This is a genomic window from Ralstonia sp. UBA689, assembly GCF_002298975.1.
Classification (GTDB): domain Bacteria; phylum Pseudomonadota; class Gammaproteobacteria; order Burkholderiales; family Burkholderiaceae; genus Ralstonia.
Map to the genome: position 1 here is coordinate 17,528 of NZ_DBMV01000040.1, position 23,036 is coordinate 40,563.

General features: G+C 66.3%; 26 protein-coding genes. 1 reads left to right on the forward strand and 25 read right to left on the reverse strand.

Annotation, left to right across the window (positions count from 1 at the left end):
- Nucleotides 1-41: 41 nt before the first annotated feature.
- Nucleotides 42-785 carry a class I SAM-dependent methyltransferase gene (locus B4F51_RS18645; protein ID WP_296227941.1) on the forward strand — a complete coding sequence of 248 codons (744 nt, stop codon included), beginning with the start codon at nt 42-44 and terminating at the stop codon, nt 783-785.
- 43 nt (nt 786-828) lie between these two features.
- Here the strand turns inward: B4F51_RS18645 and B4F51_RS18650 are convergent, their stop codons facing one another.
- From B4F51_RS18650 to fliL, 25 genes are all read right to left on the reverse strand, one after another.
- Nucleotides 829-1,266 carry an excinuclease ABC subunit A gene (locus tag B4F51_RS18650; RefSeq protein WP_296227942.1) on the reverse strand — a complete coding sequence of 146 codons (438 nt, stop codon included), beginning with the start codon at nt 1,264-1,266 and terminating at the stop codon, nt 829-831.
- Nucleotides 1,267-1,326: 60 nt separating this feature from the next.
- Complete coding sequence (locus tag B4F51_RS18655; protein WP_296227943.1) at nt 1,327-1,761, reverse strand: hypothetical protein; 435 nt, start codon at nt 1,759-1,761, stop codon at nt 1,327-1,329.
- A 23-nt stretch (nt 1,762-1,784) separates the two neighbouring features.
- Nucleotides 1,785-3,059: a beta-ketoacyl-[acyl-carrier-protein] synthase family protein gene (locus B4F51_RS18660; RefSeq protein ID WP_296227944.1), complete on the reverse strand. Its 1,275-nt coding sequence runs from the start codon at nt 3,057-3,059 to the stop codon at nt 1,785-1,787.
- On the reverse strand, nt 3,059-4,285 hold the full coding sequence (locus tag B4F51_RS18665) for a beta-ketoacyl-ACP synthase (RefSeq protein WP_296227945.1): 1,227 nt from the start codon (nt 4,283-4,285) through the stop codon (nt 3,059-3,061). The genes B4F51_RS18660 and B4F51_RS18665 overlap by 1 nt, the downstream gene beginning before the upstream one ends.
- The gene (locus B4F51_RS18670) at nt 4,285-5,013 is read right to left on the reverse strand and encodes a 3-ketoacyl-ACP reductase FabG2 (RefSeq protein WP_296227946.1); all 729 of its coding nucleotides are present in this window, start codon (nt 5,011-5,013) and stop codon (nt 4,285-4,287) included. Before B4F51_RS18670 ends, B4F51_RS18665 begins: the two co-directional genes overlap by 1 nt.
- Nucleotides 5,010-5,501 carry a beta-hydroxyacyl-ACP dehydratase gene (locus B4F51_RS18675; protein ID WP_296227947.1) on the reverse strand — a complete coding sequence of 164 codons (492 nt, stop codon included), beginning with the start codon at nt 5,499-5,501 and terminating at the stop codon, nt 5,010-5,012. Before B4F51_RS18675 ends, B4F51_RS18670 begins: the two co-directional genes overlap by 4 nt.
- Nucleotides 5,498-6,697 (reverse strand): beta-ketoacyl-[acyl-carrier-protein] synthase family protein, encoded by a 1,200-nt coding sequence (locus tag B4F51_RS18680; protein ID WP_296227948.1) that lies wholly within the window; start codon nt 6,695-6,697, stop codon nt 5,498-5,500. The genes B4F51_RS18675 and B4F51_RS18680 overlap by 4 nt, the downstream gene beginning before the upstream one ends.
- Nucleotides 6,694-9,138 carry an MMPL family transporter gene (locus B4F51_RS18685; protein WP_296227949.1) on the reverse strand — a complete coding sequence of 815 codons (2,445 nt, stop codon included), beginning with the start codon at nt 9,136-9,138 and terminating at the stop codon, nt 6,694-6,696. The genes B4F51_RS18680 and B4F51_RS18685 overlap by 4 nt, the downstream gene beginning before the upstream one ends.
- Nucleotides 9,138-9,803, reverse strand: a complete 666-nt coding sequence (locus B4F51_RS18690) for an outer membrane lipoprotein carrier protein LolA (RefSeq protein WP_296227950.1) — start codon at nt 9,801-9,803, stop codon at nt 9,138-9,140. The genes B4F51_RS18685 and B4F51_RS18690 overlap by 1 nt, the downstream gene beginning before the upstream one ends.
- Nucleotides 9,791-10,225, reverse strand: a complete 435-nt coding sequence (locus tag B4F51_RS18695; RefSeq protein WP_296227951.1) for an acyl-CoA thioesterase — start codon at nt 10,223-10,225, stop codon at nt 9,791-9,793. The genes B4F51_RS18690 and B4F51_RS18695 overlap by 13 nt, the downstream gene beginning before the upstream one ends.
- On the reverse strand, nt 10,212-11,810 hold the full coding sequence (locus tag B4F51_RS18700) for an HAL/PAL/TAL family ammonia-lyase (RefSeq protein ID WP_296227952.1): 1,599 nt from the start codon (nt 11,808-11,810) through the stop codon (nt 10,212-10,214). Before B4F51_RS18700 ends, B4F51_RS18695 begins: the two co-directional genes overlap by 14 nt.
- Entirely contained in the window at nt 11,803-13,530 is a 1,728-nt protein-coding gene (locus B4F51_RS18705; RefSeq protein WP_296227953.1) for a glycosyltransferase family 2 protein, read from the reverse strand. The genes B4F51_RS18700 and B4F51_RS18705 overlap by 8 nt, the downstream gene beginning before the upstream one ends.
- Nucleotides 13,531-13,538: 8 nt before the next feature.
- On the reverse strand, nt 13,539-15,221 hold the full coding sequence (locus tag B4F51_RS18710) for an AMP-binding protein (protein WP_296227954.1): 1,683 nt from the start codon (nt 15,219-15,221) through the stop codon (nt 13,539-13,541).
- A complete protein-coding gene (locus tag B4F51_RS18715) occupies nt 15,218-15,856 on the reverse strand; it encodes a hypothetical protein (protein ID WP_296227955.1) in 639 nt (212 codons plus the stop codon). The genes B4F51_RS18710 and B4F51_RS18715 overlap by 4 nt, the downstream gene beginning before the upstream one ends.
- A gap of 4 nt (nt 15,857-15,860) precedes the next feature.
- Nucleotides 15,861-16,106: an acyl carrier protein gene (locus B4F51_RS18720; protein WP_296227956.1), complete on the reverse strand. Its 246-nt coding sequence runs from the start codon at nt 16,104-16,106 to the stop codon at nt 15,861-15,863.
- A gap of 158 nt (nt 16,107-16,264) precedes the next feature.
- The gene (locus B4F51_RS18725) at nt 16,265-16,522 is read right to left on the reverse strand and encodes a phosphopantetheine-binding protein (RefSeq protein ID WP_296227957.1); all 258 of its coding nucleotides are present in this window, start codon (nt 16,520-16,522) and stop codon (nt 16,265-16,267) included.
- Nucleotides 16,497-17,303, reverse strand: a complete 807-nt coding sequence (locus B4F51_RS18730) for a lysophospholipid acyltransferase family protein (protein ID WP_296227958.1) — start codon at nt 17,301-17,303, stop codon at nt 16,497-16,499. Before B4F51_RS18730 ends, B4F51_RS18725 begins: the two co-directional genes overlap by 26 nt.
- Nucleotides 17,288-17,995 carry a beta-ketoacyl synthase chain length factor gene (locus B4F51_RS18735; protein WP_296227959.1) on the reverse strand — a complete coding sequence of 236 codons (708 nt, stop codon included), beginning with the start codon at nt 17,993-17,995 and terminating at the stop codon, nt 17,288-17,290. Before B4F51_RS18735 ends, B4F51_RS18730 begins: the two co-directional genes overlap by 16 nt.
- 519 nt (nt 17,996-18,514) lie before the next feature.
- Nucleotides 18,515-19,309 carry a flagellar biosynthetic protein FliR gene (gene fliR / locus B4F51_RS18740; protein ID WP_296227960.1) on the reverse strand — a complete coding sequence of 265 codons (795 nt, stop codon included), beginning with the start codon at nt 19,307-19,309 and terminating at the stop codon, nt 18,515-18,517.
- A 111-nt stretch (nt 19,310-19,420) separates the two neighbouring features.
- Nucleotides 19,421-19,690 carry a flagellar biosynthesis protein FliQ gene (gene fliQ, locus B4F51_RS18745; protein WP_296227961.1) on the reverse strand — a complete coding sequence of 90 codons (270 nt, stop codon included), beginning with the start codon at nt 19,688-19,690 and terminating at the stop codon, nt 19,421-19,423.
- Between the two features lie 10 nt (nt 19,691-19,700).
- On the reverse strand, nt 19,701-20,450 hold the full coding sequence (gene fliP / locus B4F51_RS18750) for a flagellar type III secretion system pore protein FliP (protein WP_296227962.1): 750 nt from the start codon (nt 20,448-20,450) through the stop codon (nt 19,701-19,703).
- Nucleotides 20,447-20,851 carry a flagellar biosynthetic protein FliO gene (gene fliO, locus B4F51_RS18755; protein ID WP_296227963.1) on the reverse strand — a complete coding sequence of 135 codons (405 nt, stop codon included), beginning with the start codon at nt 20,849-20,851 and terminating at the stop codon, nt 20,447-20,449. Before fliO ends, fliP begins: the two co-directional genes overlap by 4 nt.
- 57 nt (nt 20,852-20,908) lie before the next feature.
- Nucleotides 20,909-21,358: a flagellar motor switch protein FliN gene (fliN, locus tag B4F51_RS18760; RefSeq protein WP_296227964.1), complete on the reverse strand. Its 450-nt coding sequence runs from the start codon at nt 21,356-21,358 to the stop codon at nt 20,909-20,911.
- Complete coding sequence (gene fliM, locus B4F51_RS18765) at nt 21,348-22,355, reverse strand: flagellar motor switch protein FliM (RefSeq protein WP_296227965.1); 1,008 nt, start codon at nt 22,353-22,355, stop codon at nt 21,348-21,350. Before fliM ends, fliN begins: the two co-directional genes overlap by 11 nt.
- Nucleotide 22,356: 1 nt before the next feature.
- Nucleotides 22,357-22,857: a flagellar basal body-associated protein FliL gene (fliL, locus tag B4F51_RS18770; RefSeq protein ID WP_296227966.1), complete on the reverse strand. Its 501-nt coding sequence runs from the start codon at nt 22,855-22,857 to the stop codon at nt 22,357-22,359.
- Between the last annotated feature and the right edge of the window lie 179 nt (nt 22,858-23,036).

Consider the following 23,036-nt stretch of genomic DNA (forward strand, 5'->3'; position numbering starts at 1 on the left):
GTACAATGCTCCGCCGATTTTCAAAACGCCACCGTCACCCCATGGAAACCACCTCAACGCCCGCGCATGTCGGTTCGTTCGTGCCCGAAACTGCATTCGGCATCTGGTTCTTGCGCACATATACGTGGGAGCACCATGTGCTGCGCGTGGCTATCAACGATCTCAAGCGCCTGATCACGACACCGCTGCCAGCCTCTCCGGTGCTGGTGGACGTGGGTTGCGGGCAAGGCATTTCATTCCGGCTGCTGGAGCAAGCGTTTGCTCCGCAACGCATCGTCGGTGTCGATTGCCATGCGCCTTCTCTGGAGGCCGCGCAGGCTGCTGCGCGCGCCATCGGTACACCCACCGAGATCCTGCACGGCGATTGCGCGGCCCTGCCGCTGCCCGATGCCTGCGCAGACATCGTCTTCTGCCACCAGACCTTTCACCACCTCGTCGAGCAGGAGCGCGCGCTGGCGGAATTCCGCCGCATCTTGAAGCCGGGCGGCGTGCTGCTGTTTGCCGAATCGACGGACGCGTATATCAAGTCGTGGGTGATCCGCCTGCTGTTCCGGCATCCGATGCATGTGCAGAAAAGTGCCGACGGCTATCTGCAGATGCTGCGCATCGGCGGCTTCGACTTTGACGAGCGCAATGTCTCGCTGCCGTATCTCTGGTGGAGCCGTGCGGCTGACTTCGGTCTGTTCGAGCGGCTGGGCCTGCATCATCCCAAGCCGGGCAAGCGGCGCGAGACGCTGGTCAACGTCGCCGCCACCAAGCCCGCTGCGGCTGAAGTTGTGATTTAAGGCTGCCGGTCGATCCGCCTGGCCGGCAGCCCTTGCCGGCTTGTTACTTCTTCAGCGTCACGACTTCGCCCTTGAGGGCCACGCCCGACATGATGGCGCCCGAGCCGCACGTGAAATCCGTTGCGCTTTCGGTCAGCCGGTTCTGGTAGTTGCTCTTGATGTTGATGACCGCGTTGCCGCCCATCTGGCGAGCGCGTTCCTGCAGGGCCAGCACTGCCGACAGGAATACGTACTGGCAAGCAGCTTCATCGCTGCGGCCGACGCCGTTGGTCTTCTTGTTGGTGGCGATCTCACCCATCGATTTGGCGACCGGTGCGTGCTTCTGGCCGGCAAAGACCAGCGCGATGTCGCTGCCGACCTTGTCGGAGCCTTCGCTCTTGAGCGCCGCGGCGATCGGATACGTGCCGACGTCGTTGCGGGCGAGGGCGGCGGTGCTCATCGTGGCCAGGCACAGGGTAGCCAGCATCAGGGGACGTTTCATTCCAGACTCCTTGTCGTTGATTCAACGGTTGGGGGTGGGACTGCAATGGCCAATGCCAAATTACTTGGCGGATTCGATCGTGACCATTTCGCCGCGCACGTGCAGCGCTGCCGACACGCTGCTCACGCCGCAGGTGTAGTTGTTCGCATCGTTGCTTTCGCTCGAATGGAAGTTCGTCTTAATGTTGATGACCGCGTTGGCGCCACGGTCGTGAGCGGCGCTCGCGAGCTGGCGCAGGGCATCGGCCAGCGTGGCATTGCAGACTTCGACTTCGGTGAGCGTCTTGCGCGGCGGGTGGGACGACTTGGTGACTTCGCCCAGCTTGGCGACGACCGCCGGGTGCGGCTGGTTGCCGAAGTAGAGCGCCACATCGGGCGCGAACTGCTTGGATTCCAGCACCGGCTTGATCGGGTACGTCACGACCTCGGTGCGTGCATGGGCGACCTGGGTGATGGCGGCAAGTGCGCTGGCGGCCAGCAGCAGTCGGATCTTCATTGAGAGCACTCCGTTTCTTGGTGTTACGTTGAGGAATCGCCAATGACGGCGTCGAACATCAGCCCGGCGCTACTGCCGCCGAACCCAAAGGAAATGGACAGCGCCCGCCCGATGCGTGCGTCGCGCGATTGCCGCACCAGCGGCATGCCTGCGACCGCCGGGTCGGGCGTTTCGATGCCGGCACACCCGGCCATGAATCCGTCGCGCATCATCAACAGCGTATAGATGGCCTCATGCGCGCCTGCCGCGCCCGGCGGATGCCCGGTGAGCCCCTTGGTGGACGAGAACGGCGGCACCTCTGCGCCGAACACGGCCTGCAGGGCGTGCAGTTCCTCCACATCGCCGGAGGGGGTGGAGGGGGCATGTGTGTTGATGTAGTCGGGCCGTTGCTGTTGTGTACCGGCGTCGTCCAGCGTGGCTTGTATGGCCCGGGCAATGCCTTGCGCGCGCGGCGACACCATCGAGCCCACATCCGTGCTTTGCCCGAAGCCCGTCAGCTCGGCATAGATGCGGGCACCGCGTGCACGCGCGTGGGTGAGCGATTCCAATACCAGCATGCCGGCGCCCGAGCCCAGCACGAAGCCGTCGCGCGCCACGTCGTATGGGCGCGATGCGCGCTCGGGCGCGTCGGCCGGCGCGTGCGACAGCGCGCCCATGGCATCGAAGAACAGCGCGTAGCCGTCGTGCAGTTCTTCCGCGCCGCCGGCCAGCATGATGTCCTGCTGCCCTGAGCGAATCCACTGCGCGGCCTGCCCGATCGCCAGGGCGGACGTGGTGCAGGCTGACGAAGGCGAATAGCAGATGCCGCTCATTCCGAACACCTGCGCCACGTTGGCCGACACGGTGCTGCTCATCACCTGCGGAACGATGTAGGGCGAAGTCCGTTCCACGCCGCGTGTGCGTGCCACCTCCAGCGCCGCGTCGTAGGCGGCCAGCGCGCCGGTGCCCGAACCGGCCACTACGCCCGCGCGCGGCGAGTGCAGCGCAGCCGCATCGAGGCCCGCATCGTCGATGGCCTTGCGGGCGGCATGGCAGGCCAGTCGTGCGGTCTGGCCCATGAAGCGCTCGAACTTGCGCGCAAAGGGTGGCTCGTCGTGCGTGGAGGTCACGCCCGCGACCTGGCTGTCCAGGCCCATCGCCGCCCAGGCCGGCACATGCGAGAGGCCTGAGCGCCCGTCGCGCAGCGCACTGGCCACGGCATCGAGCGTATTGCCCAGGCAGCTCACGATGCCCAGACCCGTCACGACCACGCGTTCCGGTGCAAAGCGGGAGAGGGGGCGTGAGGTGCTGGCCTGCATCAGTCGGCGCGCTTGAAGATGAGCGACGTGTTGATGCCGCCGAACGCGAAGTTGTTGCTCATCACGTATTCGGCATTGAGCGTGCGTGCGCTGCCCGCGATGTAGTCCAGCGGCGCGCAGGCGGGGTCGACGTTCTCCAGGTTGAGCGTGGGTGCGTACCAGTTGCGCTTCATCATCTCGATGGTCCACCACGCTTCGATGGCGCCGCATGCGCCCAGCGTGTGGCCGATGTAGCTCTTGAGCGAGCTGATCGGCATCGTGGGGCGGAACACCTCGGCCGTGGCCTGGCTTTCGGCCACGTCGCCCAGGTCGGTGGAGGTGCCGTGCGCGTTGACGTAGCCGATGGCGTCTGGCGAGAGGCGCGCGTCCTGCAGCGCCAGGCGCATGGCCTGGCTCATGGTGGCGGCGGTCGGTTGCGTCATGTGCGCACCGTCGGAATTGCAGCCGAAACCGATCACCTCCGCGTGGATGCGCGCGCCGCGTGCGCGGGCGTGGTCGTAGTCTTCCAGCACCAGCGTGGCGGCGCCTTCGCCCACCACGAGGCCATCGCGCGCCTTGTCGAACGGGCGTGGCGTCAGGTGCGGTTCGTCATTGCGCGTGCTGGTGGCGTAGAGCGTGTCGAACACGGCCACGGCAGGTGCGGAGAGCTCTTCCGCGCCGCCGGCCAGCATCATCGTCTGCTTGCCAGTGGCGATGGCTTCGTACGCATAGCCGATGGCCTGGCTGCCCGATGCGCATGCGCACGACGTGGGGATGATGCGGCCCTTCAAATCCCAGAACAGCGCCACGTTGACGGCTGCGGTGTGCGGCATCATCTGCACGTAGCTGTTGGACGTGACGCCCAGCATCGAGCCCGTGTCGAGCATGTTGCCGAACGCGCGAATCGGCTGCACCGAGCCCGACGACGAACCATATGCCACGCCCATGCGGCCATCGGCGATGGACGAGTCGCCCGCCAGGCCCGCATCGGCCAGTGCCAGCTCGCTTGCGCGCACCGCGTACACCGACACCGGCCCCATCGAGCGCGTCTTCTTGCGCGGGTATTCCGCCGGCGTGGTGAAGGCCGGCAGCGGGCACGCCAGCCGCGCGTGCAGGGTGTCGAAGTAATCCCATTCGGGCATGCGGCGCACCGCGTTGCGGCCCTGCTCGATGGCCGCTTGAACCTCGCTCCACTCGGAGCCCAGAGCGGTGACGCCGCCCATGCCTGTGACGACCACGCGCTTCATCAGATCATCCCGCCGTTGACGCCGATCACCTGCCGCGTGACGTACGACGCGGCATCCGACATCAGGAAGCCCACCACTGCGGCCACCTCGGCGGGCTGGCCGACGCGGTTCATCGGTACGGTTTGCAGGGCCTGGTCCAGGTGCTCGACGTGCGACAGCATCTCGGTCTCGATCAGCCCCGGGGCCACGCAGTTGACGGTGATGCGGCGCGACGCCAGCTCCACCGCCAGCGCCTTGGTCGCGCCGATCAGCCCGGCCTTGGCCGCGCTGTAGTTGACCTGCCCGCGGTTGCCCATCACGCCCGAAACAGAAGCGATGGTGACGATGCGCCCGCCCTGGCGTGCACGCACCATCGGCATGGTGAGCGGATGCACCACGTTGTAGAAGCCGTCCAGGCCGGTTTCCAGCACGACGTCCCAGTCTTCGTCCGTCAACGCAGGGAAGGCGGCGTCGCGCGTGACGCCCGCGCACAGGACGATGCCGTAGTAGGCGCCGTGCGCTTCGACATCGGCTTCGAGCTGCGCGCGGCAGGCGGTGCGGTCGCGCACGTCGAACTGCAGCACGCGGGCGGTGCCGCCCTGCGCCTGGATGCCGGCCACCACGGCCTCGGCCTCGTTGCGGCCGCTGCGGCAATGCACCGAGACGTCGAACCCGTCGGACGCCAGTTGGTAGGCGATCGCGCGGCCGATGCCGCGGCTAGCGCCCGTCACAAGAACACGGCGGCTCATGTTGCGAAACTCCCTTCGATGAATGCTTGAAAATCGGTCGGTTGATATACCTTGATGACCGCGTTGGCCAGCGTTCGACCCGCTGGCCCGTCTGTGCTGATTGTGCACTCATACGCGCCGTGGCCTTCGGTGCTGCGCAGCAGTTCGCGCGCTTGCACGCACAGCGGCTGGCCGTGGGCGAAGGCAGGCACGCTGGCCTCGTATTTGCGCGAGCCCAGCAGCACACCGGGCCGCGCTGGCTGTCCGGCGCGCATCGACAGCAGGCCCACGTGCGCGGCAATCGCCTGCGCCATCAACTCGATGCCGATCCACGCGGGCATGTTGCCTTCTGCATCGGCATACCAGGCGGTGCGGTCGACGTGTGCTACGGCCGTCAGGGATTCGTCGTCCCAGGCGTCCACGCGCGCGAGCAGCAGCATGGTGCCCCGATGCGGCAGGAGGGATTCGATGGGCGCGATGGGGAATGCGCTCAGTTCGGTATCGGTCATGCGCGTTTTTGTCCCAATTCCCGGCCCAGGATCAGGCTGGCATTGCTGCCGCCAAAGGCGAACGAGTTGCTCATCACGTATTGACCGGAGGCGAGGCGGCGCGTGTTTTCAATCAGGTCCAGTGCGGGCAGCGCAGGGTCGGCCTCGCCGTCCCAGATGTGGCGCGGCAGGGTGGTGCCTTCGTTTGCAAGGGCAAGCCACGCGAAACCCAGTTCGGTGGCGCCGGCCGCGCCCAGCGTGTGGCCGGTCAGCGGCTTGGTGCCGCTGGTCGGCACGCCTTGCGGGAAGACGCGCGCCATCAGATGCGCTTCCATCTCGTCGTTCTTGCGCGTGGCGGTGGCGTGCAGATTCACGTAGCCGATGGCGCTGGCGTCGATGCCCGCATCGGCCAGGGCGGCACGCAATGCACGCTCGGCACCGGCGCCAGTGGGGTCGGGCGCGGAGATATGGTGGGCGTCGCTCGATTCACCCACGCCGGCCAGCCGCACGGGGCCCGGCTCGCGTGTCATCAGGAAGACGGCCGCGCCCTCTCCGATATTGATTCCGGCGCGGTTGCGGCTCATCGGGTTGGTGCGCGCGGCGCTGGTCGATTCCAACGAGGCGAAGCCCTGCAGCGTCAGCTCGCATAGCGAATCCACACCGCCCACGATCACCGCATCGCACAGGTACAGTTGTAGCAATCGGCGTGCGGAGGCAAAGGCCTTGGCGCTCGACGTGCACGCGGTGGACACCGTATAGGCGGGGCCCGAGGTGCCAAGCGCAGCAGCGGCGAACGGTGCCAGCGTGCCGATTTCCATCTGGCGATAGTCGAATGCACTGGGCAGCGCGCCGTACGCCTTGGCATGCCGCAGCGCGGCCTCCGCAGCATCGATGCCGGATGTGCTGGTGCCGAGCACGATGCCGATGCGGTGCGCGCCGTACCGTGCGCGGGCGGCATTCAATGCCGGTTCGATCTGCGCGAGTGCCGCAAGCAGCAGCCGGTTGTTGCGGCAGTCGTAAGCGGACAGATGCGCGGGCGGCGCGAGTTCGAGCGGCGCCAGCGCACGGCCGACGACGGCGATGCTGCCATCCGGACGGTCCGCAGCCAGCATGCCCGGCGCGTGGCCGGCTTCCAGGTTGCGGCAAATGGTTGGCACGTCGTCGCCCAGCGCGTTGACCATGCCGAGTGCATGCAGGTAGGCAGTGGGAGCAGTCATGAGGATCGATGTCTCGAAATCGGCGACTTCGGCGGCATGCCCAGCGGCGCCAAGGCGACCGCGATGACGATGCCCAGGGCCAGCGTCATGCCGAAACTGCGCAGCACTGGCATGGCGCTCGTGCCGAGCAGGCCGAACGAGAGCAACGTGGTGGCCGAAGAGAGCAGCACGCCCACCCACACGCCGCCGATGTCGGCGCGGTGGCGTGCGCAGCCTTCGCGCAGGAACACGGCGTAGTTGGCACCCACGCCCAGCACCAGCATCAGGGCCAGCCAGTGGAACAGGTTCAGCGGAATACCCGCATACCCATACACGGCAAACGTGATGCCGACCGCAAAGACCACCGGCAGCGTCACCCGCACACCGGCAGCAAGCCCGTAGCGCACGCAGAACAGCACAAGGATCAGGGTGAGCGCCCCCGCCAGCCACCAGCCGCTGTCGATCCGGTAGGTGGCGAACAGGCGGGCGACGCTGGCCGGCTTGTCGACGAAGCGGATGCCCGCATCGGCATCGGCCAGCGCGGCGAGCGCCGGTAGCTGCGCTGCCGTGGCACCGACGGGGATGACGATGGCGGCAAACACGGGCGTTTGCGCATCGGCACTTGCCACCTGGCCCAGCCAGAGGTGCCGGTACGGCTGCGACCATGGCATCGCCAGCCAGGCATCGACCGTCAGCGGTTGGCTGCCGGCGCTTGCAAAGGTGTTGAGGTACTTGGCCGCCACGTCCGCGCGGAAACCGGCATCGGTCAACGTTGCGCCCAGCGCCTGCGGGTTGGCGAACACGCGTTTGGCGAGGCGGGCCCGATCTTCTGCCTGCTGCCGCGCCGACGGCACGAACTGCGCGACCGACTGCACGCCCTTGAGCTGCGCGCCCGCAATCGGTGCTTCCAGCTTGTGCTGCAGGGCTTCTGCGCGCTGCAACACCCGTTCGGCCGAGTCACCCTTCACGACGTAGAACTGCGTGCTGTTCTCCACGCCAATCGCCTCGCGCACGGCGGCTTCCTGGCGCGCCAACTCGGGGTCGCGCTGGATCAGCAGGTGGATGTCGTCGTCGCTGGTCAGGCGCAGCCAGCCGGGCACCGCCGCCGCTGCAAGAAGACCCAGGCACAGCCAGGCCCCTCGATGCGTGAGCGCGGCCTGCCACCCGTTGAGCCAACGCGCGGCGCGTCCGTAGGTGCGACGTTGCCGGCGCGGTGCATTCACCAGCAGCGCTGGCAACAGCGAGGCCACCGATAGGAAGGCCGCGCCGATCCCGGCAATGGCAAAGCACGCAATCTGGCGCAGCGCCGGAAATGGCACGCCGACCAGGATCGCGTAACCGAGCAGGCTCGTGGTCAGCGCCACCAGCAGTGCAGGGCGCACGTCGCGCGCGCTGCGCTGTGCGTCCCGCTCGGCGCCGCCACCGAGATAGGTCACGAAATACTGGATGGAGTAGTCCACCGCCTCGCCGATCAGGCTGGCGCCAAACACAAGCGTCAGAAGATGCAGCTTGCCGAACACCATCAACGTGGCCGCCAGCGCGCACACGATGCCAATGCCGGTCGACACAAAACCCAGCAGCAGGAAGCGCGGCGAGCGGAACACCCACAGCATCAGCAACGCAATGCCGCAGGTCGAGATGATGCCGATGCGGTGCAGTTCCTGCTCCGAGGCGCTGCGCGCCGCCGCCGCGTAGAACACCGCGCCTGTGCGGGCCAGCGTCACATTAGGGAAGCTCTGCGCCAACGATTGCTCGGCCTGCGCAACAGCGGTGCGTACGGCGGCCTGGGTTTGCGCGTCGTACGCGGAGGCTGCCAGGGTGCTCGTCACCAGCACGCTGGTCGTATCGCCATGCCGGGCGATCAGGAAGTTGTCTTCCAGCTCAAGCCGGGTGGAGGCCAGCGGCAGGTCGGCCAGCCAGTGGCCGAGCCAGCCGAACGGGTCGTCGGCCAGCGGTGCGCCCAGGCCGGTTTCAACGGGTGCATAGAGCCGCTGCGCGAGCAGTGCCGGCAGCGCCGTACTTGGATCGTCCAGCGCAGCGCGGTCGGCTGCGCTCAGCAGGCCGAACCGGTAGGGCAGGTAGAAGCGCGTGATCTGGCTGGCATCGAACGGCGGCAACTCGGCAATCACGTTGCGGAACGCCGAGCTGGCCCTGAGCTGTGTGCTGAGTTGTTTCGCCGCTACCTTGGCGTGAGCGGCGTCCTGGCTGCTGACCAGGAACACCGTGCGGTCGCCCAGCGAAGCGGCCAGCGTGTCGACGGCCTTCTCGGCAACGGGGTCGGCCTCGGTGGCTGGCAGCAGCGAGAGCAGATTCGTCTGCAGCGCAGCACCGTCATGCAGGCGCACGCCGCAATAGAGCAGGGCCGCCAGCACGAACGCCAGCCAGCCGAGCCGGACGGCCCACGCCGATTGGGCAGGCCCGCTCGACGCGCCTGGTGTCTGTGCCGCAAGCTCTTGCGTCATCAGGGCGCCCCCAGCAGTGCGCGTTCGGTTGCGTTGGGCGCATCGACGTGCGTGCTGCCCGTGAACTCGATGCGCGTTTCGTCGCCGTTGGCTGACCGGATGCGGATGCTGCGCACGTAGCTGTCACCCGTCAGGTCGAGCCCGCGCAGCGCCTGTGCCAGTTGTGGCTGGGCCGGGGTCAGATTGAGCTGCCAGCGGCTGGCGCTGCCCTGCGCGTTCACGTTGAACTGCGAATACAGCGCCGACAGGTCGCCTGCCAGCATCGCGCGCATCATGCGCGAAACCTGCGCCACGCCCGCGGCGTTGCGTGCGCCGCGCGCCATCGGTTTGTCGTTGGCGTCGAGCGTGGTGACGCCGGCATCGGTCATCACGTACGTCATGCGAGTCGGGTGCTCGATGCGCCAGAGCGCGCCCTGATCGCGCAGGAACAGCAGCGTGCCGCTGCTCACCAGCGGCTTTTGCATGGCCTGCAGCGATTGCGTTTGCACGAACTGCGCGCGCACGCCCTTGGCCTGTGCCAACTGCGCGGCAACTTGCGAGACGAGCGGTGAGACTGACGCGCCATCCTGCGGCGCCTCGGTGGGCGCTGCACAGGCGAGCATGCTTGCCGCAGCGACTGTCAGGCCAACACACCAGGCGCGTGCGGTCTTCATCAACCGAGCCATGCGCGCTCCACACGTTCGATCATCACCGGCGGCGAGACAAACTGCAGCTCGCCGGTGCGGGCGCACACCGCCACCTGCGTGGTGTGACCCTTGGTCAGGCGCGTGCCCGAAGCGCAATCGACGATCTCGTAGCCGATCTTCAAGCGGTTCTCGTACTCCATCAGCGTGGCGCGCACCTCGATCTGCTGGCCGTAAGTGGCCGGCTTGATGTACTTCAGGTGGGCTTCCACCACGGGCCACAGGAAGCCCGAGTCGCGCATTTCACGATAGTCGTAGTCGAAGCGGCGCAGCAGCGCGGCACGGCCGATCTCGAAATACTTCAGATAGTGGCCGTGCCAGCAGACGTCCATCGCGTCGACGTCGTGAAACGGTACTTCGACGCGGGCGCTGGCGGCCAGCGGCGGCAGGTCACGCGCGGTCATGGCGGTCTCCGTTTTCGGTGTCGAGTTCGCCGCGTTCGATGGCGGTAGTCAGCGCGCGCAGGTCGCTCTCCAGCGGGCGGTCTTCCGCGACGAACGCCGACAGCCCGCTCACCCGATCGACGAACGCCCGCACCGGCGCCGGCACCTTCGTCGTCGGATCAAGCTGGCAGCGCAGCCGCACTGCCTGCACGGCGGCCAGCGTGTGCGCAGCGGCTACTTGTTCGGTCAACTCCAGCACGCGCAGGCAATCGCGCGCGGCAATCGTGCCCATGCTGACCTTGTCCTGGTTGTGCGCCTCGGTCGAGCGCGAGAACACACTGGCCGGCATGGTGTGCTTGAGCGCCTCCGCCGTCCACGCAGACGACGAGATCTGCACGGCCTTGAAGCCGTGGTTGATCGGGGCACGATCAGGCGTGGCGCCGGACAGGTTGCGCGGCAAGCCGTTGTTGAACTTGTCGTCCACCAGCAGCGCGAGCTGGCGGTCCATCAGGTCGGCCAGGTTGGCGACTGCGGTTTTGAGCGCGTCCATCGCAAACGCGATGTGGCCGCCGTAGAAGTTGCCGCCGTGCAGGATTTCCTGCGCGTCGGGGTCGACCAGCGGGTTGTCGTTGGCGCTGTTGAGTTCGTTCTCAATGTCGCGGCGGATCCACGATTGCGCGTCGCGCGCCACCCCGATCACGTGCGGCGCGCAGCGGATCGAGTAGCGATCCTGCACGCGGTGCGCAGAGGTGTCGTCCCAGTCGGCCAGATCGGCGCGAATCCAGCCGGCTACCTCTGCCTGGCCCGCATGTGGCTTGGCCGCGAAGATGGTCGGGTGGAAGTGTGCGGCCCGGCCATCCAGCGCCACGGTCGCCAGCGCCGTCAGCCTGGACGACAGGCGGATCAACTGCTCGGCACGCGCATAGGCCAGGCATGCGAGGCCGGTCATGACGGCGGTGCCGTTCATCAGCGCGAGCCCTTCCTTGGGCGCCAGCGTGATGGGCGCGTGGCCGATCTGTTGCCACACGCCTGCGGCGGGTTGCAGTTGGCCATTGAACAGCACGTCACGTTCGCCGACCAGCGCGGCGGCCACGTATGACAGCGGTGTGAGATCGCCGCTGGCGCCCACCGAGCCCTCGGCCGGAATGCGCGGCAGGATGCGGTGGTTGATCAGGTCTGCCAGGCGTTGCAGCAGCAGGGTGCGCACACCCGAATAGCCGTACGCCAGCGAGTTCAGCCGCGCGGCCACCACGGCCAGCGTTTCGGCGGGCTCCAGATGGCGGCCCATGCCGCAGCCGTGGTAGCGCGTGAGTTGCAGCGGCAGCGCTTCGACCAGCGCCATCGGCACGCTCACCTGGCAGGCGTCGCCGTAGCCTGTATTGACGCCGTAGATGGTTGCGCCTTGGGCAAGGCGCTCGCGCAGGAATTGCGCGCCGCGCTCGATGCGGTCACGCCATGCAGCATCGGCATTGAGCGATACCGGCCGCTGGCCGCGCGCGATGGCAACCACGTCTTCAATCGTCAGATGGCGGTTGCCGATGACGATGGCTTCCTGCCGGGTAGGCGCTTCCGCCTGCGCGGGCACGTTCAGATCGTGTTCAGCCATGGGCGTCCATATTTTTGAGGACTTTGGGGCGCGCCCAAAAATCGAAGAAGTTGAACCATTGGAAAGGCGCCTTGCGGCAATAGTGCTCCAGCCGCTCGGCGTAGCGTTGAGCCAGCGCGCTCAGGTGGCGCGCGCGCTCGGCGCGAGGCAGCTCGATGCGCTCGGCAAACGGCTCGAAATAGAGGGTGTGGTCCTGCCCCGTCTTCAGGCAGAAGAACAGGTACACGGGGCAGCCCAGCGCGTGGGCCAGCACATATGGGCCTTGTGCAAACTGCGCCGACGCGCCGAGGAAGCGTGCTTCCACCGTGCGGCCGGATTCATGTGCGGGCACGCGGTCGCCCACGATCACCAGCAGCTCGCCCGCGTCGATGCGCTCCTGCATCAGCATGGCGGTAGCGGGGCCGAAATCCGTCACCTGCATCAGGTGCGAGACGACGTCCGGATGCGCCTGCGCCAGCACGTGATTGAAGCGCTGTGCGTGCTCGGTGTACACCACCGCCGTCACCTTGGCGTGGCCGTTGCGCGCGGCCAGTGCGCGCGTCATTTCCAGGTTGCCCAGGTGCGCACCGATGACCAGCGCGCCGCGTCCGCTCGCGATGAGCGCCTCGAACGCGGCCGGGTCGTCAAAGCGCACGCGATCGCCTTTTACCTGGCCCGACCATGCGGCCAGCTTGTCCAGCCCCGATTGCGCAAACGCAATCATGTGGCGGTAGGCGCTCAGCCAACCCGGCTGCGGCATGCCTGCTCCCGGCGATGCCGCATGCAGCCGTGCGAAATACTGCCGCGATGCCTCCCGCGCCGTGCGCCCCGTCAACAGGAAATACGCGACGATCGGGTACAGCCACAACGAGGTGAAACGCGTGCCGAACAGGCGGCAGCTCAGCGCCAGGAACTGCATGCCGAGCCGGCTGCCGCGCTCGGCCATGCGCCACCAGCCTTGCGACGCGCCCGAGGCGGATGGATGCCGCCAGCGTGGCATCAGCTTGCCCGCCAACAGCAGCGGCAGGCGCAGCAGCATGCCGGCCACCAGCCGCGTATGGCTTTTGCTGATGCGGACGTTGTCCCACAGCACGTCGAAGTGCGACAGCCCATCCGGCGCATACGTGACCCGCGTGGGCAGGGTGACGATGCGTGCGCGGCGCCAGTGCAGGCGTACCAGAATCTCGATGTCGAAATCCATGCGCGTGGGCAGGGCAACGTCGTCGATCAGCTTGCAGGCCAGCGCCAGCGGATAGATGCGGAAGCCGCACATCGAGTCCCGGATGTCGAACGACAGCGTTTCGATCCACACCCAGACGTGCGTGACGTAGCGGCCGTACAAGCGCGCCTTGGGCACGCTCTCGTCGTAGACCGGGCGCCCGAGGATCACGGCGTCGGGTGATGCTTTTGCAGCGCCGATAAAGCGCGGGACATCTGCCGCGTCGTGCTGGCCGTCGGCGTCGATCTGCAGGGCGTGCGTGTAGCCGGCAGCGTGGGCGGCGCGCAGGCCGGCCATCACGGCCGCGCCCTTGCCGCCGTTCACCGGCAGCCGCAGCAGCGTGACCTGTTGCGCGAATTGCTGCGCCAGTGCGGCCAGCACATCTTGCGTGGCCGCGTCGCTGCCGTCGTCAACGATGAAGATGGGCAACCCATGCACCGAAAGGTGCGCGACGGTGTTGCCGATCGCGTCCTTGTGGTTGTAGATCGGGATGACGATGGCCGGGGTGACGGCAGTCGGCATGGTCACACTCACGCGGCCTCCCGGGGGGCTTGGTAGGCCAGCACGCCGGAAGCGCAATCGCGCGCGCCGAGCCGGGCGATGAAGCGCACGCGAGTACGCTCCGGCTCATGCACGAGGCGCAGCGACACGACGGCACCCGGCGGTACCGGCGCCATGAACTTGAGCTGATCGATCGAGGTCATGGCCCGCACTGCACCGTTGCGCATTGCCGCCAGGCGGATGGCCCAGTCGATCAGTACGACGCCCGGCAGGATCGGCAGGCCGGGGAAGTGGCCTTCGAAATGAATGAGATCGGGGCTGACGCGCAACTCGTAGTGGTCGCCATCGGCGTCGCTCACGTGCGCGAGCGTTTCAAAACCGTCTGCGCTGGCCCGGAAGGCAGCGGCGACGGCCGAGGCCGGCAGCTTGCCGCGCGCATCTACCGGCATCGCCATGCAAAAGCGCCAGCGGCGCGGGATCAGCGTGGGCTCGGTGTAGGTGGACAGGTGCCGGCGCAGCGTCTTGGCGAGTGCCACGCGGCCTTGTGCTCGCAGGGCTTCAACGCCCGCCGGGGTGAGGGCGACCAGCGCACCCAGGCGCTCGCGCGACGCTCCGGCCAGCAGCGTGGCTGCGGCCCGCGCGACAAACGGATGCGCACCCAGCCAGTCTTCCACTTCCGGCAGCGAGACGCGCTTGCCGTCCACCTTGACGACGCGGTCCAGCCGGCCGCGCAGGATGAAGCGGCCGCAGTCGTCAAAGGCGATGGCGTCGTCGGTGCGGTGCCAGTCGTCATGCGGCAGATGCGGCGAGCGCACGGCCAGCGCGCCGTCGTCTTCCCGGCGGACTTCAATGTTGGTGAAAGGGCGCCAAGCGTGGGTTTGATCCTGGCGGCGCCAGGCGATGCCGCCCGTCTCGGTGCTGCCGAAGACTTCGATCGGGGCGTTTCCGTGTGCAGATGCAAACGCCGTCGCCGCACTGGCGTCCAGCGGGCCGCCCGACGAGAACACCACCGGCAGCGGCCGCAGCGCATCGAAACCCGGCAGCAGCGGCCATCGCGCGAGTTGTGCCGGGCTGGACACAAACGCGGCGGCAGGCCGTTGCACCAGCGCCTCTTGCAGTGCGATCGGCTCGATGTGCGTCTGGCGGCTGAAGGCGCGGCCGGCCGCGAGCGGCCAGAACACGCGGAATAGCAGCCCATAGATATGGTGATGCGGCACGCTGGCCATCACGGCGCCGGTGCCGATCTGCGCGCCCCATTGCCGCTCCAGCGTGACGACTTCCGCGTCGAACTGGGCCAGCGTCTTGTGGATGGGCTTGGGTGCGCCGGTACTGCCCGACGTGTACAGCGTGATGGGCGCGTGCGGATTGATCGCACCGATTGCAGCTTCGGTATGCGCACCCATGGCCGCGAGATCGGTATCAGTGACGAGCACGTCATAGGCGTCGGCCAGCGTGTCCAGGTAAGCCGGCGCAGCGCTGGCAGGAATCACGACGTGCTTGCCGCTCGCGAATAGCGCGAACAACGCGCAGGTGAAGTCGAACGGGTCGTCAACGCACAGCGCGTAGCGTACTGCCGCTTGGCTGGCGAACGCTGTCGCGCAGGCGGCCACGCGCGCGCGGAATGCGCCGTACGTCATCGATTGCGGGCCGTCGACGCAGACCACCGCATCGTCGGGCCGCGCAGCGCAGAGCTGGGCGTGCAGGGCGATCATGGGGTTTCCGATTGCAGTGCGTGCGGGCGGACGACCCAGTGCCGGAACGCCGCTTCGGCCGCGATCAGCGCACCGACCAGCACGTAGGCGATCACGCCGTTGTACAGCGCCCAGGCACCACGCGACCAGTAGAGCGCCGCAACCACAGCCGTCAGCCCATTGAGCGCAAAGAAGCCGCACCAGACCTGCGTGACGTGCCGCGTATAGCGCACGGCACGGGGCTGCAGATCGGGCAGGCGCATGCGCGCGAACTTTTCAATCATGGTGGGGCCCGAGCGCAGGGTGGCCGCGAAGCTCAGCAGCAGCCCGCCATTGACCAGCGCCGGATACAGGCGCAGCAGCAGCTCGCTATTCGTGATGGCGACGGCCGCCGACGTGCAGGTCAGCACTCCGGCGATCAGCCAATCCAGCGGCGTGAGCTGGCGAAGCAGTTCCGACACGCTGCCCGCCCCGACCCACCGCTGGGCCCAAAGCAGCGCCAGCAGGGCGATGCCCACGTAACGCGGTGCGCCGAAATGCCAGGCGCCAAGCAATACCAGCGGATACGCGATCTTCAGCACCGCCTGCGCGGCGCCGCGTGCCCAGCGGGGCAGGGCCAATGGCTGACGGGTCGTGCGGGCAGGTTGCGCCTGCATCCGCTTATGCCGCCAGCAGCGATTCGACCGCGCCGATGACGTCGCCCACCGTGCGCACGGTTTTGAATTCTTCGGGCTTGATACGGCGCCCGGTCATTTCCTGCAGCTTGATCGCCAGGTCCACGGCGTCGATGCTGTCCAGGTCCAGGTCTTCGAACAGATGCGCCTCGGGCGTGACGCGCTCGGGCTCGATGGCAAAGTTCTCTTTGAAAATGGCGCGGATGCGCTCGAGGATCTCGGTGTCCGTCATGATGTTGTTCTCTCCCTGTATCAGCCGGTGCCTGGAGGCACTATCAAAATGATCCTGGCGTTGTTGTGTAGCCTGGCCGTACTTCAGTACTGTCCGCGGCCACACGCCTAGCCAGGACCGCTGTGCTTCATTTTGATAGTGCCTCTCATTCCGGACGATTATTGTTGGCTCTTCACGAGTGCCGCGAGCGTATTCACCGAGCGGAAATATTCGCGCGTCTGTTCGTCGTTGGCGGCAATCGTCAATTGATAACGCTTGCGCAGCACGATACCGATCTCCAATGCGTCGATGGAATCCAGGCCGATACCGTTGGTATCGAAGAGCGGGGCGTCGTCGTCGATGTCGGCTGGCGTCATGTCTTCCAGATCGAGTGCCTCGATCAGGAGCTGCTTAATTTCGAGCTTCAAGGAATCCATATTGCAGGAGGTGGTCGGTGATATGGGTTTCGATGCCCGAGGCGAGTGCCCGCGCGGCCAGCATGGCGGGGGCGTTCTCGGGTACGTATTGCGCGGCGCTGACGGGCTCCAGCACCGCCACTTTCATGTGGAACGTGCGCGGCGGCACGTCGTACCAGCGCATGGTCTTGGTGAAGGCGGGCGGGTTGCAGTCCATGAGCACGGGCACGATGGGGGCACCCACGTTGAGCGCCATGTGCGCGAAGCCGCGCGAGAACGGATGCAGGCGGTCCTTGGCCGGGCTGCGCGTGCCCTCGGGAAAGATGATCATGGTGTAGCCCGCAGCCAGTTGGTGCGCGCCGGCTTCCACCAGTTCGGTCGGGTCGGCATTGCTGATGTACTCGGCCGCGCGCACGATGCCCCAAAAGCACGGGTTACCCCAGTGCGCGTTCTTCACCACGCAGCACGCGCGCGGCGTGAGCGAGAGCAGCACCACCACGTCCAGATACGTCGGGTGATTGGCTACCACGATGGCCGGGCCGCCCGTGCGCAGGCGTTCCGCGCCCCGCACTTCCAGCGTCATCACGCGCATCCAGTGCAGCGAGCGCACCAGCGCGCGGAAGAACCAGTGGATGACGAATGTGACGGTGCGTTGCCGTGATGCACGGTGCGGCCACACCCAGGCGAGCGGAAACACCACGATCGAGAACAGCAGGCCGCAGACGCCGAAGACGGTAAAGGCCAGCCCGGTTGCCGCCAGGCGCTGAGCCTTGTCAAGGCGCGTGCTCAGTGTGGTTGCCATGGGCCCTCGCGCCATTGCCAAGTCCACGCGCCGTCGGCATGCCGCCAGGCGCTGGAGGTGCGGGACGCCAGGCAGTGCAGCACGGCCTGGCTTTGGGTTGTCATGCTGGCAGCGGCATCCTCAGTGGTGGCCGTGCCATGCGAGCACGCAAGGGAGGCCGATGCCGAGCCATCGAGCAGGATGGCGAGTGCGCGTTCGTCGATCTCATCGGCCACGGCGCCAAAGCGTGGGTCGGCCGGCTCGTCGGCATAGACCAGCAGCACCGGCGAGGCGGGGTCCGACACGTACTGCGCATGGGCTTCGAGCAGCGCCAGCCCCAGCGTGGCCGGGCCGGCCGATACGGCAATCGCGGGCGAAGTGTCGCCGCGCGCGATGCTGAACACGCCGCTCATGGCGTTGAGCACGGACAGGCTGAATGCGGTGGGGGAGACCGGCTCGGCGTTTTCGATGTCGGCCAGGATGCCGGCGGTGCGGCGCAGTTCGCCATGCCGGGAGGCAAAGACAATGCGCGCCTGGGGCAGATCAGCCACGCAATCGTGTGCGACCTTGAGGGCACTTTTAGAGAGGGTGCTCAAGCGCCGCCGCACCATCGGCTCGATAAAGCCGATATCCGGCGACGACGCTGCATCGGAACCAATGGCAGGCCAGCAAGACCAGCGAGCGACCGGAATTGTCCAGTGCAAATCGGGCATATCGGTGTTCGCGTATGGAGCATTGCCGGGTGGCCGCAGCGTGGTGCGGCGCCCAGCGCGGGGCGGCGGTCGCGCATCACGGCCACGCTTGCCTTCACCCGATTCGCTCTCGTTGTTTTCGATTGATCTGGGTGAACGCGCGGGCCGTTATTCTCGGCCGATTCTCTCTTTCAAAACGCTTGCTATTCCCCAACCCCGGGCCGAATCATACTGAAAAACCCCCTCGGAAAACAACCACTTGCAAGACTTCGTGTCACGCGCACGACTGGGTGAAACGGCAGATGATTTTGTTGTTACCGGTTCATCAAAATCGGGTATTTGGGCAGATCCCGTGTTGGCCAAACCAGGATTGAAACGGGTGTTTTAATCCTTTCGGTCAGGTCGTGAAGTGGTTGGCTGTATTGGGGCGATAGCGATGTCTTTACGATCCGCTCAGGGTGTCTGTGCGCCGGGCAGTGCAACAACTTGAGGGCATCTAGGCAGCGAGTCACCACTGACATAGGCCAAGTCTGATTGTTGTCAGCGAGGTGCCGCCCCAAACTGCCCAAACGCCCGCCCACTCAACTCCAGCGCATTCATCACCGAACGTTCCACCACCGGCGCCAGCGAGGTCATCATCACCGTCACCAGCATCAGCCCCACCACCAGCGTGGCGGAGATGCCCACGGCAAACGGGTTGAGCGCCTGCGCCGTGCGCGAGAGCACCGCAAAGGCCAGGTTGACGACCAGCATGATGGCGATGATCGGCAGGGCGATGCGCAAGGCCAGTGCAAACAGCACGGTGCCGCCGTCGGCGAGTGTCTGCCAGCCCGGGTTGGCCAGTGGCGAGGCAGAGACGGGCAGGGCGGTGAAGCTGTCGAACAGGGCGTGTAGCAGCACGAGATGGCCGTCGCCGGCAATGAAGGCGGTGATGGCGGTGAGGCTGATGAAGCGGCCGAGCAGCATGCTGCTTTCGGTCTGCGTCGGGTCCAGCAGGGTGGCAAAGCCCAGCCCCATCTGTATCGACATCACCTCGCCCGCGCCGCTGATGGCCGCGAACACGAGCTGCACGCAAAACCCCAGCGACAGGCCGATCGCCACCTGCAGCAGCGTGATCCACAACCCCTCATACGACCCGACCGACACACCAGGCGGCACCGGCAGCAGGGGCGCCAGCGCCACCGTGATGATCACGCCAAAGGCCACCTTGATCGACATCGGCACTTCGGTGTTGGCAAACGGCGGCGCCATGGCGATGAATGCCAGCACACGCACCAGCGGCCACCAGTACATGGCAATCCAGCCGTTGAGTTGGGCGGCGGTGAACTGGATCATGGCGAGATTTCGTCGTTCCCGCGCAGGCGGGAACCCAGCGACTTGTTCGTCCTGATGAAATCAGGACACTGGGTCCCCGCCTTCGCGGGGGCGACGGCGTTGGGAGGCATCTCAGTTGATGTAGTTCGGGATGTTGGTGAGCACATCGCGCGTGTAGTCGACGATCACGCTCACGATCCACGGCCCGGCCAGGACCATGGTGGCGGCTACGGCCACCAGCTTTGGGATGAACGACAGCGATTGCTCGTTCAACTGCGTGGCGGCCTGGAACACCGCCACCAGCAGGCCGACCACGAGCGAGACAAGCAGCATCGGCGCGCCTACCATCATGGCAACCTGCATGGCCCGGCGGGCCATGTCGAGAACGTACTCAGGCGTCATCGTGGCCTCCTTATTGCGTGAAGCTCTGGGCCAGCGAGCCCAGCAACAGGTGCCAGCCGTCCACCAGCACGAACAGCATGATCTTGAACGGCAGCGAGAAGATCGACGGCGTGACCATCATCATCCCCATCGACATCAGCACCGCCGCCACCACGATATCGATCACCAGGAACGGGATGAAGATGGCAAACCCGATCTGGAATGCGCTCTTGAGCTCGCTGGTGACGAAGGCGGGGATGAGCGCGCGCATTGGCGTCTGCTCGGGGCTGGCGATGGGCGGCATGTTGCCCATCTTGACGAACAGGGCGAGGTCCGGCTCGCGGGTCTGCTTGAGCATGAACTGGCGCAGCGGCGTGGCGGCGGTGTCCATGGCCTGCTCGACGGTGATCTTGTTGTCGCGCAGCGGCACGTAGGCATCGGTGTAGACCGTGTCGAGCACCGGATGCATCACGAAGAACGTGAGGAACAGCGCCAGCCCGATCAGCACCTGGTTGGGCGGCGTGGTTTGCGTGCCCAGCGCGTGGCGCAGCAGCGACAGCACGATGATGATGCGCGTGAAGCTGCTCATCATCAGGATGATGGCCGGCAGGAAACCCAGCGAGGTCAGGAAGATCAGCGTCTGGACCGGCAGCGAATAGCTCTGGCCGCCTGCGGTGCCCGTGAGCAGCGGAAAACCCGGTTGCGACTGCGCGAACACGGCGGGTGCTGCGCACAGCAACGTCAGGGCGATCAGCCAACGGAAGAGGGCGCGCACGTTCATTCCGACTTCCCCGTGGTGCCGGTGAAGCGGCGCTTGAGCTGGATGGCCAGCGCATCGGAAAAGGAGGGCGCCTTGGTGCCCGTCGTGCCATCGCCGGCGTCGGACGCGGCCGGGTCGGGATCGGCGGGGCGCGGCATCGTGTGCAGCGTCTGCACGTGCTGCTGCGTGACGCCCAGCACGAGCCACGTGCCTTCCACGTCCACCACCACGACCTTCTCGCGTGCGCCCAGCATCTGCTGCGCCACCACGGTGAGGACCTGGCTGCGGCGCCTGCCTGGGCCCATGGGGCCCATGCCTGCGCGTTGCTGCAGCCGGCGCAGCAGCCAGCCGGCTGCCACGATCATGGCCAGGACTACGAACAGCCCGCCGAAGGTGCGGGCCCAATCAACTGCATGGTTCATTTCAACACCTTGCCCGGGGGGAGCAGCGGTTGCGCAGGGTGTACATCAAACCGGTTTTTAGCGGTTCAACTTACGGATGCGTTCGGACGGCGTGATGATGTCGGTCAGGCGGATACCGAACTTCTCATTGACCACCACCACTTCGCCTTGGGCGATCAGGTAGCCGTTGACCAGCACGTCCATCGGCTCGCCGGCCAGCGCGTCGAGCTCGACCACCGAGCCCTGCGCCAGTTGCAGCAGGTTCTTGATGGGCACCTTGGTGCGGCCCAGCTCCACCGTCAACTGCACGGGGATGTCCAGGATCATGTCGATGTCGTTGCGCGTGCCGCTGCCCAGTCCGTCGGCCGTCAGCGGCTTGAACACCGGGCTGGCCTCGGCGGGAGCGGCCGCCGGCGGGTTTGCGGCGGCGCGCTGTGCAGCTTCCAGGGCCATGGCCTCTTCCATCGTCATCTCGACGTCGATATCGTCGGCGCTGGTTTCGGGGTTCATGGTCGGTTCAGTTGTCATCGTCAGACTCCGTGGCAGACTCGCTGCCGCTCATATTCAGCATGCGGTTGACCCGCAGCGCGTATTGGCCGTTGAAGGTGCCGTAGTTGCATTCCATGACGGGCACGCCGTCCACCTTGGCGGTCACCAAATCGTCCAGCTCGACGGGAATCACGTCGCCCGCCTTCATGTTCACGATATCGGCGAACCGCACCTTGGCCGTGGCGAGGTCGGCAATCAGCTCCACCTCGGCGGTCTGCACCTGCTGCGAGAGCAGCCGCAACCAGCGCTTGTCCACTTCCAGCGCCTCGCCCTGGATGGCGGAGGTGAGCCGGTCGCGGATCGGCTCGATCATGGTGTAGGGCATGCAGATGTGCACGTCGCCGCCGTTGCTGCCCAGCTCCACGCTGAAGCTGGTCGTGATCACCACCTCATTGGGCGTGGCCACGTTGGCGAACTCGGTGTGCATCTCCATGCGCAGCGCTTCGAACTCGATCGGATACACCGGCTGCCAGGCCTTGGCGTAGTGCTCGAACACGAGCTGCAGCATGCGCTGGATGATGCGCTGCTCGACATCCGTAAAGTCGCGGCCTTCCACGCGCATGTGAAAGCGCCCGTCGCCGCCGAAGAGGTTGTCGACCACCAGGAAGATCAGGTTGGGGTCGAACACGAACAGCGCCGTGCCGCGCAGCGGCTTGACGTGCACGAGGTTCAGCGAGGTGGGCACCACCAGGTTGCGGATGAACTCGCTGTACTTCTGCACCTTCACCGGGCCGACGGAGATCTCCGCGTTGCGTCGCATGAAGTTGAACAGCCCGATGCGCCAGTTGCGCGCGAACCGCTCGTTGATGATCTCCAGCGTGGGCATCCGCCCACGGACGATGCGCTCCTGGGAGCCCAGGTTGTAGACGCGTACGCCTGACGGGTCGGCCTCGGCGGGTTCCTCGTCCACCTCGTCGGAGACGCCCTTGAGGAGCGCGTCGATCTCCTCCTGGGAAAGAAACTCTTCCTTGAGCATGTCACTGGATCACAAAGTTGGTGAACAGGACGTCAGCCACCGGCGATTCCTTGCCGACAGCCTTGAACACCTGGTCACACTGTTCGACGATTTCCTTGGCCAACTTGGCTTTGCCCTCGGCCGGATACAACTCGGTGGGTGTCTTGCTGGCCAGGAGCGTCAGAACCCGGCTGCGCAGCTCGGGCGTGTAGGTCTTGATGGCTTCTTCGGCGTGCTTGTCGAAGCTCTTGAAGGTGATGCCGACTTGCAGGTAGCGGTCGTTGCCTTCCTCGGGCTGGAGGTTGACGGTCAGGGTATCCATTGCCACGAACACCGGCTCCTTGGGCTTGGCCGGTCCGGCGGCGGATGCCGCGTGGTTGCCGCCTCCCAGGAAGAACCACGCGGCCGCGCCACCCATGCCGATCAGCACAAGCAGGATCAGGATGATCAGCAGCAGCTTGGTAGAGCCACCTTTGGCAGGGGCAGGGGCGGCAGCAGTGGTGGTGGCAGCGGCTTCAGCCATGGGGATCACTCGGAGGCTAGGGGGGGGTGGGCCTTCCCGGCTCGAAAAATGCGGAGTCGGGTTCTCGGATGGCATTCTTCCTCAGCTCTGTCCAGCTCATTCCGGCAAGAAACGCGGTCAATCCTGCTTATCTCGGGGGTTTGCGGCGGGTTGGACGTGTCGTCCCCGTCAATAAAAGT

Coding starts and splice junctions, on each gene's coding strand:
- B4F51_RS18655 (WP_296227943.1), bottom strand. CDS start 1,761: ATGAAGATCCGACTGCTGCTGGCCGCCAGCGCACTTGCCGCCATCACC.
- B4F51_RS18695 (WP_296227951.1), bottom strand. CDS start 10,225: ATGACCGCGCGTGACCTGCCGCCGCTGGCCGCCAGCGCCCGCGTCGAA.
- fliO (WP_296227963.1), bottom strand. CDS start 20,851: ATGAACCATGCAGTTGATTGGGCCCGCACCTTCGGCGGGCTGTTCGTA.
- B4F51_RS18685 (WP_296227949.1), bottom strand. CDS start 9,138: ATGACGCAAGAGCTTGCGGCACAGACACCAGGCGCGTCGAGCGGGCCT.
- B4F51_RS18650 (WP_296227942.1), bottom strand. CDS start 1,266: ATGAAACGTCCCCTGATGCTGGCTACCCTGTGCCTGGCCACGATGAGC.
- B4F51_RS18730 (WP_296227958.1), bottom strand. CDS start 17,303: ATGGCAACCACACTGAGCACGCGCCTTGACAAGGCTCAGCGCCTGGCG.
- B4F51_RS18645 (WP_296227941.1), top strand. CDS start 42: ATGGAAACCACCTCAACGCCCGCGCATGTCGGTTCGTTCGTGCCCGAA.
- B4F51_RS18715 (WP_296227955.1), bottom strand. CDS start 15,856: ATGCAGGCGCAACCTGCCCGCACGACCCGTCAGCCATTGGCCCTGCCC.
- B4F51_RS18725 (WP_296227957.1), bottom strand. CDS start 16,522: ATGGATTCCTTGAAGCTCGAAATTAAGCAGCTCCTGATCGAGGCACTC.
- B4F51_RS18670 (WP_296227946.1), bottom strand. CDS start 5,013: ATGAGCCGCCGTGTTCTTGTGACGGGCGCTAGCCGCGGCATCGGCCGC.
- fliP (WP_296227962.1), bottom strand. CDS start 20,450: ATGAACGTGCGCGCCCTCTTCCGTTGGCTGATCGCCCTGACGTTGCTG.
- fliL (WP_296227966.1), bottom strand. CDS start 22,857: ATGGCTGAAGCCGCTGCCACCACCACTGCTGCCGCCCCTGCCCCTGCC.
- fliN (WP_296227964.1), bottom strand. CDS start 21,358: ATGACAACTGAACCGACCATGAACCCCGAAACCAGCGCCGACGATATC.
- B4F51_RS18660 (WP_296227944.1), bottom strand. CDS start 3,059: ATGCAGGCCAGCACCTCACGCCCCCTCTCCCGCTTTGCACCGGAACGC.
- fliM (WP_296227965.1), bottom strand. CDS start 22,355: ATGCTCAAGGAAGAGTTTCTTTCCCAGGAGGAGATCGACGCGCTCCTC.
- fliQ (WP_296227961.1), bottom strand. CDS start 19,690: ATGACGCCTGAGTACGTTCTCGACATGGCCCGCCGGGCCATGCAGGTT.
- B4F51_RS18720 (WP_296227956.1), bottom strand. CDS start 16,106: ATGACGGACACCGAGATCCTCGAGCGCATCCGCGCCATTTTCAAAGAG.
- B4F51_RS18710 (WP_296227954.1), bottom strand. CDS start 15,221: ATGATCGCCCTGCACGCCCAGCTCTGCGCTGCGCGGCCCGACGATGCG.
- B4F51_RS18675 (WP_296227947.1), bottom strand. CDS start 5,501: ATGACCGATACCGAACTGAGCGCATTCCCCATCGCGCCCATCGAATCC.
- B4F51_RS18735 (WP_296227959.1), bottom strand. CDS start 17,995: ATGCCCGATTTGCACTGGACAATTCCGGTCGCTCGCTGGTCTTGCTGG.
- B4F51_RS18665 (WP_296227945.1), bottom strand. CDS start 4,285: ATGAAGCGCGTGGTCGTCACAGGCATGGGCGGCGTCACCGCTCTGGGC.
- B4F51_RS18700 (WP_296227952.1), bottom strand. CDS start 11,810: ATGGCTGAACACGATCTGAACGTGCCCGCGCAGGCGGAAGCGCCTACC.
- B4F51_RS18705 (WP_296227953.1), bottom strand. CDS start 13,530: ATGCCGACTGCCGTCACCCCGGCCATCGTCATCCCGATCTACAACCAC.
- fliR (WP_296227960.1), bottom strand. CDS start 19,309: ATGATCCAGTTCACCGCCGCCCAACTCAACGGCTGGATTGCCATGTAC.
- B4F51_RS18680 (WP_296227948.1), bottom strand. CDS start 6,697: ATGACTGCTCCCACTGCCTACCTGCATGCACTCGGCATGGTCAACGCG.
- B4F51_RS18690 (WP_296227950.1), bottom strand. CDS start 9,803: ATGGCTCGGTTGATGAAGACCGCACGCGCCTGGTGTGTTGGCCTGACA.